Genomic DNA, 12,578 nt, shown 5'->3' with positions numbered 1-12,578 from the left:
TTTGCGATATGTCGCTCGACGCGGAAGATCCCAGCGCATTCAAGGCATGGCTCGAGCAGAACGGGCCGATCGAAAGCATCCAGGCCGTCGTCTGCGACCTCAACGGCATCATGCGGGGCAAACGCGTGCCAGTGGAGCAGGCGGGCAAGGTGCTCGGCGGCGGCATCCGCATGCCGCTCTCGATCGTCGGTGTCGACGTCTGGGGCGAGGACATCATCAACAGCGAGCAGGTGTTTGCGAGCGGCGACCGCGACGGCATCTGCGGTGTCACCGGCCGCGGCGCGCTGCCGGTCAACTGGACCTCGCGGCCGAGCGCGCTGGTGCCGCTCTGGCTGCAGCTTGAGGACGGCAAGCCGTTTCTCGCCGATCCGCGCCAGGCCCTTGCGGCGGTCGTGCGTGAGTACAAGGAGCTCGGCCTTCGCCCCGTCGTCGCGACCGAGTTGGAGTTTTACCTGATCGACCCGGAGCCGGACAGCGCAGTGCCGCCGATCTCGCCCTATACCGGCAAACGTCTCGATTCCGATGCGATCCTCTCGATCGACGAACTCGACGATTTCGGCGAGTTCTTTTCCGACGTCTACAAGGAATGCGCCCGGCAGAACGTGCCGGCGGATGCGGCGATCGCCGAGAACGGCATCGGCCAGTTCGAAATCAACCTGCTCCACACCGACGACCCGCTGAAGGCGGCCGACGACGCGATCTTCTTCAAGCGCATTGTCAAGGGCGTGGCGCGCAAGCATGGGCTCGCCGCGACCTTCATGGCCAAGCCCTATGGCACCCGTTCCGGCAATGGCATGCATATCCATTTCAGCCTGCTCGACGAGGAGGGCAACAACGTCTTCAACGACGGCAGCGACGAGGGCTCGCCGATGCTGAAGAACGCCGTCGCCGGTCTACTGCGCGGCATGGCCGAGACGACGCTGCTGTTTGCGCCGCATTTCAATTCCTACCGGCGACTTCGGCCGGATACGCACGCGCCAACCGCCGTCTGCTGGGGTTACGAGAACCGTACCTCGGCCATCCGTATTCCCGGCGGCAATCCTGCCGCGCGGCGTATCGAGCACCGCGTCGCCGGTGCCGACTCCAATCCTTATCTCGTCATCGCCGCGATCCTCGGTGCTGCCCTGGTCGGCATCCGCAACAAGTGGAAGCCGCCGGCGCCGGTTTCGGGTCGGGCCTATGCAGCGGAGAAACTGCCCAAAATTCCCTCGGAATGGGGGCAAGCGGTCGACAGCTTCGAGGCAGGACCGATTGCCGCCGAAATCTTCGATCCCGTGCTGCGCTCGATGCTGATCGCCTGCAAACGCCAGGAAATCGCGGGCTTTGCCGAGCAGGTCACGGACTACGAATTCAGCGCCTATCTGGAAATCGTCTGATGCTTACCAAACAGAAATCCTATGCCGGTGACGGCAGCTACCCGACCAGCTACTACGCCGCCTCCCGCAACATCATCCGCACGCCGGTCCGGCTGCAGGGCCGGGTCGAGGCCGATGTCTGCGTCGTCGGCGCCGGCTATTCCGGTATGTCGACGGCGATCCACCTTGCCGAAAAAGGCTACAAGGTCGTCGTCATCGAGGGCGCGCAGGTCGGCTGGGGCGCTTCGGGCCGCAACGGCGGTCAGGTGGTCAACGGCCTCAATGCCAGTCTCGCGACCATCCAGCGCCGCTACGGCGAGGATGCGGCGCGCTTCATCGGCGGGCTGGTGCAGGAGGGCGGCAAGATCATCCGCCGCCTCGTCAGCCAGTACCAGATCGAATGCGACCTGAAGCCGGGCAATATCTACGCCGCCTATACGCCGGCGCATATGAAGGAGCTCGAAGCCAAGCAGGCGCTCTGGCGCAAATACGGCATGGACGATCACCAGTTGCTCGACCGTGACGCGCTCGCCAAGCTCGTCAAGTCGGATGCCTATTGCGGCGGCATGCTGGACACGACCGGCGGCCACATGCATCCGCTCAATTTGGTACTCGGCGAGGCCCGTGCCTTCGAAAGCATTGGCGGCACGATCTACGAACAGTCGCCGGTGACACGTGTCGACCACGAGGCGGCGCGGCCGACCGTCTATACTGAAGGCGGCGAGGTTTCGGCGCGCATCGTCGTTCTCTGCGGCAATGCCTATCTCGGCGATGCCGTGCCGAAGCTCGTCTCGCGCGTCATGCCGGTTTCGACGCAGATGATCACCACGGCGCCGCTCGGCGAAGAGCTTGCCCATTCGCTGATCCCGAGCGACATGTGCGTCGAGGACGTGCGCTATATCCTCGACTATTTCAGGCTCTCGGCCGACAAGCGCATGATCTTCGGTGGCGGTACCGTCTATGGTGGAACCGATCCGGCCGACGTGGTCGCCAAGCTGAAGCCCAATCTCGAAAAGGTGTTCCCCGCGCTCGAGGGCGTGAAGATCGAGTATGCCTGGAGCGGCAATTTCGCGCTCTCCTTCACCCGCGTGCCGCAGATGGGGCGCATCGGCTCCAACACCTATTTCGCCCATGGCTATAGCGGCCACGGCGTTACCGGTTCGCACCTCTTCGGCCGCACGCTCGCCGAGGCGATCGACGGCGACACCACGCGTTATGATGTCTTCGAGAAGCTGCCCTGGTATCCGTTCCCGGGCGGGCGCATGTTCCGGGCGCAGTATTCCACCATCGGTTCCTGGTGGTACCAGTTCAAGGACGCGGCCGGGCTCTAGGAACAATCCGCGCGCAGCGGCGTTTTGGCCGGGCGGACCGCCGTCTCGGCGGCGGTCCGCGGTCGATCTCGCGTCGAATGTGTTTCCGTCCTGATTGGCGATGCGATAGTATCGACCTTCTGCGGCAGGGGTCCGCCGTCTCAAAGTGGGCCTTTGCGTCTCTGCCCTGTGACCGCCCGCATCTGGCGCTTGCTGAATCGGTCACCAAGGATCGCCCGCCTGTCGCTGCGGGCAAGCAAACGGGGAGCCTGTCGCTCCCGATTGATTTCCTGGGAGACCTCGCGATGTTCGTGCGCTTTGGCTATGAAATCGGCATTCGTTGCCCGCAGCCGACCCCGATGATGACCTATCTTTCCGTCGTGCCGGAACGGCGCTCATGCCTGCGGCGCGAGCATGGTCCAGTCTCTTCGCCGATCGTGAAGATGGAGCAGATCACTGATCCGCATGGCAACACCTGCTTCCGGATGACTGTGCCCGAGGGCGATTTCAAGCTCTGCTATGATGCGGTGATAGAGGATGACGGCAGGCTCGACGCCACGGACCCATTGGCGGATGCGGTGCCGGTCGAGAACCTGCCCGCCGAGTGGCTGCCTTATCTTGCAGCCAGCCGCTACTGCGAAACGGACCGGCTTGGCGCGCTTGCCTGGCGTCTGTTCGGCGATGTGCCAGCCGGCTGGGAGCGCGTCCAGGCGATTTGCGATTATGTCCATGAACGCCTCGTTTTCAGCTACGGCTATGCGCAGGCGATGCGCACGGCACTCGAGGCGCATGAGGATCGCGTCGGTGTCAGCCGCGACTACGCCCATCTGGCGATCACCCTCTGTCGCTGCATGAACATGCCGGCGCGCTACGTGAACGGCTATATGGCCGATATCCCCGCGAGCGAACATCCTGCGCCGATGGATTTCAATGCCTGGTTCGAGGTCTATCTCGGCGATCGCTGGCATACGTTCGACGCCAAGAACAACCAGCGGCGGGCGGGGCGCATCGCGGTTGCCCGCGGCCGTGATGCCGCCGACATTCCGCTGATCCAGACCTTCGGCAAACATGAGCTCACCGCTTTCACCGTCTGGACCTGCGTCGAAACGGATAGCGCGCTCAAAGGCTCGCATCGTGCCTCCGACGTTTCGCTGCTCACCCCATGGTTCAGCGAAACCTGGGCGAAGCATCTTCAGGACCGCGACCGCAACCGCCATTGATGAGCGCGATGGCGGCGAACCGATTTTTTACGATTTATGCGATTTGCGGAATTTAATATCTACAAACTCAATGGAAAATATAGGAGAACAAGACAGTCGATGGGCCGTGGCCCTCGCAGGAACGGAGAGACGCGATGAACGCAGCGAAACCGATGATCCAGTCCCGCTACGCACTCTACGGGACCACACCGCAACGCCGCTCACATGTTCATCTCGTTCCGCACGCAATTGCCATCGTTGCCGCCTTCTCTTTCGTCAGCGCCGTCGTCGTCGGCGCCTTCTGACGGCTGCCTCAGCTTTGCCGTGACAGATGCTCGTGCACGGCAAGCCACTCTCCTGACGATTTCCGCTCGAACACGATCGTTTCCCGTTCGTCCGCGGTTGCGGGCTCTCCATTGAATTCCAGTTCGGTCTCGACCCGGTGGGTGAAGACCGCGACATTGCCCACCGTCTGCACATTTCGCTCGCTCGACCGGCAGGCGCGCACGCGAAAACCGTCCCGTTCCTCCCAAAGCGACCACTCGGCCTCGTACTCCGCCCTGCTTTTCAGCGGTCGGTCGAGCGTGTGGAAGATGAAGGTCGCATCCGGCGCGAACGCGGAGAAATAGGCTGTCCGGTCATGCCTGGCGAAAGCGGCAACCAGCTGGTCGGCGGCCTGAAGCACCGACTGTTCGAGATCTTTCATGGGGTTCCCTCTTTATCCGGAAGCAGACTGCTCCGGTGGTCTTCGTGATGGTCAGCGCACTGCAATGAGCGTCGCCAGCGGGCGGTTCTGGCGTGAGACGCGCGCTTTGAGATCGTCGAGCGACATGGTTTCGCGCTTCGCGAACTCGGTGAACATCATGTTGAGATTGTTGAAGAACATCTCGCCGACCGCCTCGGCATCGACATCAAGTGCGACGACGCCCTTGGCCTGAAGTTTGCGGATCAGCGTCGAAACCTGCTCGCATAGCCGACGATCGAGTTCGGTGTAGCGCTTGCTGAACGGGCTCTCCGGCTGCTGGATGGCGATCGCCATCGCGGTGCGCCACATCTCCTTGCTGAGATAGTAGAGCGAGTGATCGTAGTATTCGCCGATCAGCGCGTCCAAGGCGCCCATGACGGAGGCGGGCGGGTTGTCGACGATCGATCCGCCGCCGGCGAGCACTTCCTCGACTTCCATCGACACGGTCGCAAGCAGGATGTCGCCCTTGTTTTCATAGTAGTTGTAGAAGGTTCCGACCGAAATTTCGGCGCGCTCGGCAATGTCCTCGATGCGTGCGCTGTCGTAGCCGACTTCGCGAAAAAGCACGGCGGCGGCGTCGAGAATTCGCCTGTTGCGATCCGCCTTTTGCCGTGCGCGCAGCCCTGTCATTCCAGTGTTTCCCCGAATTATGAATTGGTTCAAAATTGAGATTGACTTAAAAAATGAATTCATTCAATCTTTTTTTGAAGACGCCGAAACGAGCGTCAAAACAAGAGGGCAACAGCATGATGCAGTCAGTTCGTGACGGTGCGCGCCTGCGCCGTTTTTTCTCCTCCACGGCCGCAATCGCGATCGCCGCTCTGTCGACGGTCGCGGCCCCCGCGCCGGTCTTTGCCCAGGAAGAGCTCAATGCGCTCGTCTGGTGCGACCACACCGATCCGGCGCTTCTTGAGCCGTTCGAGAAGGCCAATGACGTGAAGGTCAACGTCAAGGTTTATGAGGGTACCGGGGCAGGGCTCTCGACCAGTCGCAACCGGGCGACTGGGACGTGCTCGTGATCGACGGCGTCGACGTGCACCGGGCCATCGACCTTGATCTGCTTGCCGAAATGCCGGCCCATGCGTTGCCGACCGCCGACATTTTCCCGGAAGTGCGCATGGAGGCCAACAACACCAAGGACGGCAAGACCTACGCCGTCACCGAGAAGTTCGGCTACAACACGATTTCCTACGACAAGACGAAGGTCGACCCAAAGGACATGCAGGACCTTTCGGTTATCTGGTCGGATAAATACAAGGGCCGCATAGCGCTCTACGACTACTATCTGCCGATGATCGGTCTCGTCGGGCTTGGCCTCGGCAAGAAGACCGCCGATCTGAGCGACGCGGACATGCCGGCGATCAAGGAAAAGCTCGCGGCAATGCGGGCCGTTTCCAAGCAGGTGAGCGACGTCGTCTCATCGCAGACCGCGCTTGCGACCGGCGAAGTCGACATTCTCGTCGGCGGCGGCGAATGGATCACCGCTGTTCTCTCGGCCGACAAGCCCAGCCTCGACTGGACCATCCCCGAGCAGGGCGCTGTGCGCTGGGCGCAGTCGATCGGCGTGATGAAGGATTCGACCAAGCAGGATCTGGCGCTGAAGTTCGTACAGTACATCGTGAGCCCCGAGGGCCAGGCGCGGCTTGCGACCTCATCCTGCTATTGGGCGATGCCGGCCAATGCCAAGGCGGGTGAACACCTGACCGACCAGCAGAAGGCGGCCCTGCGCTTCGACCAGCAGGCCGAATATCTGAAGAAGACGCAGCTCTATCCGATCCCGTCGGCCGAGCTCGACCAGCAGTTCCAGGACGCCTGGACGGAAATGCTGCAGCAGTAATGAAAGCAGCGGGCACGATGTGTCGCGCTCGCCCTTCTTCTTCGCTCGCCGAAATCCTTTGATCTGGAACGGTAATGGCAGACACCGCTTTGACATCAGCGACAGCGCTTGAAGACGCCGACCGGCGCAAGGCCTGGGGCTTCGTTGCTCCAGCGCTTCTGTGGACCGTCGCCTTCTTCGTCGTGCCCTTCGCCTTCATGGCGGCGATGAGCCTCTGGAAGCGGGAAGGGCGGGACATCGTCCATGCCTGGACCTTCGACAACTACGTCCGCTTCTTCTCCGAAAACGCGCTGTTCCGGGGGCTCGTCAACTCGCTCGAAATCACCGTTATCGTCACGGTGATCTCGGTGCTGCTCGCCTATCCGCTCGCCTGGATCATCGCCGAGCGCGTGCCGAAGCGGCTGCAGCGCATGGCGCTGATCCTGGCGATCCTGCCGTTCTGGACCTCCTATGTGGTGCGCTCCTATTCCTGGCTGCTGGTGTTATCGAAGAACGGTGTAATCAATCAGGTCTTCATGAGCATCGGCCTTATCTCCGAGCCGCTGGAGCTGGCGAGCACGCGCACGGCCACGGTCATTGGCTTCGTGCACTTCTTCGTCATGCTTTTGACGCTGACGATCTATTCCAACCTGATCCAGCTTTCGCCAAACTACCGCCGCGCGGCCGCAGACCTCGGCGCCAATGCCTTCCAGACCTTCTGGCATGTGGTGCTGCCCTTGACGCTGCCCGGTATCATGACCGGCGCCTTCCTTACCCTCGTGCTTTGCATCGGCGACTATGTCACGCCGCAGATCCTCGGCGGCAACAACGAGCTGGTGCTGCCGCAGATCATCATGCTGCAGCTCGGGCGCCGGGCGGATTTCCCGATGGCAGCGGCGCTGTCGATCGTGCTGATGCTCGCCGTCACCGTCGCCTATCTCGCCTGCGCTCGCTGGCTGAAGATCGAGAGGGCCTGACGATGCTGCGCCAGATCTCCGCAAGCGTGCTCTCCTGGACCTATCTCGTCCTCGTCTATGCCTTCATCTTCCTGCCGGTTGCCGTATTGGTGCTGTTCTCGTTCCAGGATGGTCGCCTGCCGGTGCCGCCGTTCAACGGCTTTTCGCTGCAATGGTACGAGGCGGTTTTCGCCGACCGCAAGCTGATGGCAGCGCTTGGTAACTCGATGGTCGTGGCGCTCGTCTCCTCGGTCATCTCCGTGCTGCTCGGCTTTCTCGCAGCCTATGCGCTCGCGCGCTACAAGCTGCCCGGCTCGGCGCTGCAAAGGGGACTGCTGATCGCGCCGATGACGGTCAGCTACCTGATCATCGCGCTTGGCCTTTTGTCGCTCATGAACGCGCTGCATATCCCGCTGTCGCTGATGACGGTCGGCATCGGCCATGTGGTGATCAACCTGCCGCTCTGCTTTGCCATCATCTATGCCTCGATGGGGGATCATCACATCAACATCGAGCGGGCGGCGCGCGATCTCGGCGCCAACGATTTCAAAGTGATGGCGCTGGTGACGGCGCCGATGCTGATGCCGTCGATCCTTGCTGCCTTCTTCCTTTCCGTCACCTTCAGCTGGGACGAGTTCATCATCGCCTTCCTGCTGTCGCGCTTCGACGTGACGCTGCCCGTCGAGATCTGGAGCATGCTGCGCTCCGGCCTCAACCCCAAGACCAATGCCATCGGCTCGCTGGTGTTCTTAGCCTCTGTCGCCGTGCTCCTCATCCTTGAGCTTTCCCTGTTCGGAAGGACGAAGAAACAATGACCGCTCCTGTCTCGATCGAAAACGTCAGCAAGATCTTCGGTACCTTCACGGCCCTGGATAACGTTTCCCTCGATATCCGGGCTGGCGAGTTCATCGTGCTGCTCGGGCCGTCCGGCTGCGGCAAGACCACGCTTCTGTCGATCCTTGGCGGCTTTCAGTCGCCAAGCGCGGGACGCGTGACGATCGCGGGGCAGGACATGACCTATGTGGCGCCGGCCAAGCGTCCGACGACGACGATGTTCCAGGACTATGCGCTGTTTCCGCACATGCGCCTTGTCGACAATGTCGGTTTTGGCCTCAGGATGCGCGGCCTTGCCAAGGCCGAGCGGGACGAAAAGGCGCTCGGTTTCCTCGATCTCGTCGGTCTGAAGGCTTCCGCCGGCAAGCGGCCGCACGAGCTCTCGGGCGGCCAGCGCCAGCGCGTGGCGCTCGCCCGCGCGCTTGCCGTCGACCCGGATGTGCTGCTTCTCGACGAACCGCTCGGCGCGCTCGACCTGAAACTGCGCCGCCAGATGCAGGACGAGCTGAAGGCGATCCAAAAGCGCGTCGGCACGACCTTCGTGCACGTCACCCACGACCAGGAAGAGGCGATGGCGATCGCCGACCGGATCGTGGTGATGAACCAGGGCCGTATCGAGGATTTTGGCCCGCCATCGGAGATCTATATGCGCCCGCGCTCGCTGTTTTCGGCGGGCTTCATGGGTGAGGTCAATTTCGTTTCCGGCCGTGTGGCGGCGGCGGACGCCAGCTCCGCCCGTGTCGAAACCCCGCTCGGCAGCCTGGCGCTGCCGACCGGCAACTTTACCGCATCGTCGCCGAAGACCGGCGACCGGATTACGCTCACCATCCGGCCGGAACACTTCCGCGCTGACGACAAGGCAGAGGGTCCGACAGTGGCGCTTGGTGAGGCGCGGGTTGCCGGCAGCGCTTTCTTCGGCACGCATTACCGCTGCCACCTGCAGCCCTGTGCGGCGGACACGAGGGCGCTGGTCGCGCACCTGCCGCAATCGGCAAGCGTGCGCGAGGGCGAGATTGTGCCGCTTGCCGTGCGCGCCGCCGACGTCGTAGCCTTGCCCGCCACGGGTGGACATGCGTAGCACGATGCAGAGAATTGCACCTCAGGACTGGTACCGGGTGAGGCGGCTCGACGACGGCGTCACCGCTATCGATGAGCCCTATATCCAGGAATTCTACCGCTGCAACATCTGGCATGTGCGCGGCCGCGACCGCGATATGCTCGTCGATAGCGGCATGGGTGTCGTGTCGCTCCGGCAATGGGTGCCCCTCGTCACCGAACGCGCCTTGGACGCCGTCGCCAGCCACACCCACTTCGACCATATCGGCTGCCATCACGAGTTCGAGTGCCGCTGCGTGCATTCGGCCGAGGCGGAACTGCTGGCGCATCCGACGCGCAAGAACACGCTCGCCGACCCCTACGTCGCCGACGAGATCTTCGACGCGCTGCCGCCCGAGCCCTACGCCTCCACCACCTATGCGGTGAAGGCGGCGCCGGCGACGCGGCTTCTGGAGGATGGCGACCGTATCGATCTCGGCGACCGGGTCTTCGAGGTGATCCACACGCCCGGCCATTCGCCCGGCGGCATTGCGCTCTTCGAGGCGAAGACCGGCATCCTGTTCTCCGGCGACATCCTCTACGATGGCCCGCTGATCGAGGACACCTATCATTCCAATGCCGACGACTATCTGGCGTCGATGGAACGGCTGCTGAAGATACCCGTGCGTATCGTTCACGGCGGACATTTTCCGAGCTTTTCGGGTGAGCGTTACCGAGCGCTAATCCTTGAATGGCTTGCCGAAAAACAAAAGACAAACTGACGGGAAGGAGGAGCGAATGCTCGACAAACGCAAGTTCTACATCAACGGCGCCTGGGTGGATCCCATCGTCGCCAACGATCTCGAGGTGCTGAACCCGGCGACGGAAAAGCCGGTTGCGGTGATCTCCATGGGCACGGCCGCGGATATCGACCAAGCGGTTGCCGCCGCCAAGAAGGCCTTTGCCAATTATAGCCAGACGAGCGTCGAGGAGCGCCTGGCGCTGCTCGAAAAGCTGCTTGCCGTCTACAAGCGCCGCTATGACGAGATGGTCGACACCATCACCATGGAACTCGGAGCGCCGAAGACCATGACCCGCGAACAGCAGGCCGATGTCGGCGTTGGTCACCTGCAGGGCTTCATCGATGCACTGAAGCGCTTGAAGACCCGCGACCGGTTGCCGAACGGTGACGTGATCCTGCGCGAGCCGATCGGTGTGTGCGGTCTGATCACACCCTGGAACTGGCCGATCAACCAGATCGCGCTGAAGGTGGTGCCCGCACTTGCGACCGGCTCGACCTGCGTCTTGAAGCCGAGCGAGTTCACGCCGCTCAACGCCATGCTTTACGCTGAAATGGTGCATGAGGCGGGCTTCCCGGCCGGCGTCTTCAACCTCGTCAACGGCGACGGCATCAATGCCGGTGCGGCGCTGTCGAAGCATCCCGATATCGACATGATGTCGTTCACCGGCTCGACCCGCGCCGGCATCGCCGTCAGCAAGGATGCCGCCGAGACCGTCAAGCGCGTGACGCTGGAGCTCGGTGGCAAGTCGCCGAACATCGTCTTTGCCGACGCCGATCTCGAAGACCGCGTCACCGGCAGCGTGCTCGAATGCTTCAACAATTCCGGCCAGTCCTGCGACGCGCCGACCCGCATGCTGGTGGAGCGCAGCGTCTATGACCAGGTGGTTGAGATCGCCAAGCGCGTCGGCCGCGAGGCGAAAGTCGGAGACCCGACGCAAGAGGGCGGCCATATCGGCCCGCTCGTCAGTCACATCCAGTTCGGCCGGGTGCAGGCGCTGATCGAAGCAGGCATTGCCGAAGGCGCGCGCCTGCTTGTGGGCGGTGCCGGCAAGCCTGAGGGCTTCGAGACCGGCTACTTCGTCAAGCCGACGATCTTTGCCGACGTCAACAACGACATGCGCATCGCCCGCGAGGAGGTCTTCGGACCGGTGCTCGCGATCATCCCCTTCGACACCGAGGAGGAGGCGATCGCTGTTGCCAACGACACCAACTACGGTCTCGCAGCCTATGTGCAGACAGGTGACCCGAAACGGGCCGAGCGCGTCGCCGGACGCCTGCGCGCCGGCATGGTGCACATCAATGGCGGGCCGCACCGCTACGGCAGCCCGTTCGGCGGCTACAAGCAGTCCGGCAACGGTCGCGAAGGTGGCATGTTCGGCCTTGAGGACTTCCTCGAAGTGAAGACCGTGCACGTTCCCGACGCGGCCTGACAAACGAGTTATCGCGTCTGCCAGACGGAGAAATCGGCGGCCGCCCTGTCTGCGCAGGGCGGCCGCCATTGTTCGGGTGGGCGATTTATTGCGACTGTCGCCGATGCCGGTCTTCTGTTAGCTGCCTTGTCGAGGGCGCGAAGATCGCCCGCCAGCAGAATAGCGACATTGCCTTGACCCCAGTACCCGCCACCGCTTCCTCCCAAAATCGCCTTGCCATGGCTGCCCTCCTCATCGGCGGTGCTGCGATTGGCGGTTCGCCGATCTTCGTGCGGCTGTCCGAGGTGGGGCCGATGGCGACGGCCTTCTGGCGGGTGGCACTGGCGCTGATCCCGCTTCTCGCCTGGTCGTGGTTTCGCGGTGAGGGCGCCAACGACCGGCGCCCGCAAAAGCTCTCCGAGTACGCGCTGCTGGTTCTGCCCGGCGTGTTTCTCGCCATCGATCTTGCGGCCTGGCACTACGCGCTGACGAAGACGTCAGTCGCCAATGCCACGCTGCTTGCCAATCTCGCGCCCGTCTTCGTGACGCTTGCCAGTTGGCTGTTGTTCCGAGCGCGGATCAGCGCTGTCTTTGCCATCGGGCTGGTGACGGCAGTCGTCGGTGTGGTCACCCTCAAGGGCGGGCCGATGGCGCTTGGTGACGGCAATCTGCTGGGCGATGGCGTCGCCGTTGTCGCCGCGATGTTCTATGCCGGCTATATCCTGGCGATCGGCCGGCTGCGCAGCCTGTTCAGCACGATCAGGATCATGGTCTGGAGTACGGCCTCGGCTGCCATCTGCATGCTGCCGATCGTGCTTCTGTCGGAGCCGACGCTGTTGCCGCCGACCGCGTTCGGCTGGGCGATGCTGTTCGGTCTCGCCTTCGTCAGCCATGCCGGCGGGCAGGTGGCGATCACCTATGCACTCGCCTATCTGCCGCCCGCCTTCTCGTCGCTCACCCTCTTGTTGCAGCCAGTGGTCGCGGCGATCCTCGCCTGGATCCTGCTTGCCGAACCCGTCGGCCTGATGCAGGCGATCGGCGGCGCGATCGTCCTTGTCGGCATCCTGATCGCGCGGCGCGGATGACGCCGCGCGCTTTCCTCAGAGCAATTCCAGGA

The 12,578-nt window shown here is 62.9% G+C and carries 12 protein-coding genes and 1 pseudogene; 11 read left to right on the top strand and 2 right to left on the bottom strand.

What is annotated here, in order from left to right; all coding sequences use genetic code 11:
* Positions 1-8 precede the first annotated feature (8 nt).
* From BLU15_RS22855 to BLU15_RS39570, 4 genes are all read left to right on the top strand, one after another.
* On the top strand, positions 9-1,376 hold the full coding sequence (locus tag BLU15_RS22855; protein WP_034798892.1) for a glutamine synthetase family protein: 1,368 nt from the start codon (positions 9-11) through the stop codon (positions 1,374-1,376).
* On the top strand, positions 1,373-2,686 hold the full coding sequence (locus BLU15_RS22850; RefSeq protein WP_176960327.1) for an NAD(P)/FAD-dependent oxidoreductase: 1,314 nt from the start codon (positions 1,373-1,375) through the stop codon (positions 2,684-2,686). Before BLU15_RS22855 ends, BLU15_RS22850 begins: the two co-directional genes overlap by 4 nt.
* Positions 2,687-2,970: 284 nt before the next feature.
* A complete protein-coding gene (locus BLU15_RS22845; protein WP_034798891.1) occupies positions 2,971-3,885 on the top strand; it encodes a transglutaminase-like domain-containing protein in 915 nt (304 codons plus the stop codon).
* A 134-nt stretch (positions 3,886-4,019) separates the two neighbouring features.
* Positions 4,020-4,169: a hypothetical protein gene (locus BLU15_RS39570; RefSeq protein ID WP_034798890.1), complete on the top strand. Its 150-nt coding sequence runs from the start codon at positions 4,020-4,022 to the stop codon at positions 4,167-4,169.
* A gap of 8 nt (positions 4,170-4,177) precedes the next feature.
* Here the strand turns inward: BLU15_RS39570 and BLU15_RS22835 are convergent, their stop codons facing one another.
* Both BLU15_RS22835 and BLU15_RS22830 read right to left on the bottom strand, forming a co-directional pair.
* Positions 4,178-4,570: a YybH family protein gene (locus BLU15_RS22835; RefSeq protein ID WP_090298288.1), complete on the bottom strand. Its 393-nt coding sequence runs from the start codon at positions 4,568-4,570 to the stop codon at positions 4,178-4,180.
* Between the two features lie 51 nt (positions 4,571-4,621).
* Positions 4,622-5,239, bottom strand: a complete 618-nt coding sequence (locus BLU15_RS22830) for a TetR/AcrR family transcriptional regulator (protein ID WP_089045837.1) — start codon at positions 5,237-5,239, stop codon at positions 4,622-4,624.
* A 119-nt stretch (positions 5,240-5,358) separates the two neighbouring features.
* Between BLU15_RS22830 and BLU15_RS22825 the strand changes: the two are divergent.
* The 7 genes and pseudogenes from BLU15_RS22825 (at position 5,359) to BLU15_RS22795 (ending at position 12,546) form a co-directional block, all read left to right on the top strand.
* Positions 5,359-6,446 (top strand): annotated as a pseudogene (locus BLU15_RS22825) (PotD/PotF family extracellular solute-binding protein).
* Between the two features lie 74 nt (positions 6,447-6,520).
* Positions 6,521-7,402, top strand: a complete 882-nt coding sequence (locus BLU15_RS22820; protein WP_090298285.1) for an ABC transporter permease — start codon at positions 6,521-6,523, stop codon at positions 7,400-7,402.
* 2 nt (positions 7,403-7,404) lie between these two features.
* Positions 7,405-8,196, top strand: a complete 792-nt coding sequence (locus tag BLU15_RS22815) for an ABC transporter permease (RefSeq protein ID WP_034798882.1) — start codon at positions 7,405-7,407, stop codon at positions 8,194-8,196.
* Positions 8,193-9,293, top strand: coding sequence for an ABC transporter ATP-binding protein (locus BLU15_RS22810; RefSeq protein ID WP_090298282.1), 1,101 nt, complete (start codon positions 8,193-8,195; stop codon positions 9,291-9,293). Before BLU15_RS22815 ends, BLU15_RS22810 begins: the two co-directional genes overlap by 4 nt.
* A 4-nt stretch (positions 9,294-9,297) precedes the next feature.
* Positions 9,298-10,032: an MBL fold metallo-hydrolase gene (locus tag BLU15_RS22805; RefSeq protein ID WP_090298276.1), complete on the top strand. Its 735-nt coding sequence runs from the start codon at positions 9,298-9,300 to the stop codon at positions 10,030-10,032.
* 16 nt (positions 10,033-10,048) lie between these two features.
* Positions 10,049-11,482, top strand: a complete 1,434-nt coding sequence (locus BLU15_RS22800; protein ID WP_090298273.1) for an aldehyde dehydrogenase family protein — start codon at positions 10,049-10,051, stop codon at positions 11,480-11,482.
* A gap of 218 nt (positions 11,483-11,700) precedes the next feature.
* Positions 11,701-12,546, top strand: a complete 846-nt coding sequence (locus tag BLU15_RS22795) for a DMT family transporter (RefSeq protein ID WP_090298271.1) — start codon at positions 11,701-11,703, stop codon at positions 12,544-12,546.
* The last annotated feature ends 32 nt before the right edge of the window (positions 12,547-12,578 follow it).

Origin of the sequence: Ensifer sp. YR511, from assembly GCF_900103045.1 — a bacterium.
In the GTDB taxonomy this organism is placed as follows: domain Bacteria; phylum Pseudomonadota; class Alphaproteobacteria; order Rhizobiales; family Rhizobiaceae; genus Ensifer; species Ensifer adhaerens.
Note: the sequence above shows the minus strand (reverse complement) of the source record. Positions and strands in the feature narration are given on the sequence as shown.

Excerpts from the sequence above, each read along its gene's own strand:
- BLU15_RS22810 (WP_090298282.1), top strand. The coding sequence starts at position 8,193 with ATGACCGCTCCTGTCTCGATCGAAAACGTCAGCAAGATCTTCGGTACC.
- BLU15_RS22805 (WP_090298276.1), top strand. The coding sequence starts at position 9,298 with ATGCAGAGAATTGCACCTCAGGACTGGTACCGGGTGAGGCGGCTCGAC.
- BLU15_RS22855 (WP_034798892.1), top strand. The coding sequence starts at position 9 with ATGTCGCTCGACGCGGAAGATCCCAGCGCATTCAAGGCATGGCTCGAG.
- BLU15_RS22830 (WP_089045837.1), bottom strand. The coding sequence starts at position 5,239 with ATGACAGGGCTGCGCGCACGGCAAAAGGCGGATCGCAACAGGCGAATT.
- BLU15_RS39570 (WP_034798890.1), top strand. The coding sequence starts at position 4,020 with ATGAACGCAGCGAAACCGATGATCCAGTCCCGCTACGCACTCTACGGG.
- BLU15_RS22815 (WP_034798882.1), top strand. The coding sequence starts at position 7,405 with ATGCTGCGCCAGATCTCCGCAAGCGTGCTCTCCTGGACCTATCTCGTC.
- BLU15_RS22800 (WP_090298273.1), top strand. The coding sequence starts at position 10,049 with ATGCTCGACAAACGCAAGTTCTACATCAACGGCGCCTGGGTGGATCCC.
- BLU15_RS22820 (WP_090298285.1), top strand. The coding sequence starts at position 6,521 with ATGGCAGACACCGCTTTGACATCAGCGACAGCGCTTGAAGACGCCGAC.
- BLU15_RS22795 (WP_090298271.1), top strand. The coding sequence starts at position 11,701 with ATGGCTGCCCTCCTCATCGGCGGTGCTGCGATTGGCGGTTCGCCGATC.
- BLU15_RS22845 (WP_034798891.1), top strand. The coding sequence starts at position 2,971 with ATGTTCGTGCGCTTTGGCTATGAAATCGGCATTCGTTGCCCGCAGCCG.
- BLU15_RS22835 (WP_090298288.1), bottom strand. The coding sequence starts at position 4,570 with ATGAAAGATCTCGAACAGTCGGTGCTTCAGGCCGCCGACCAGCTGGTT.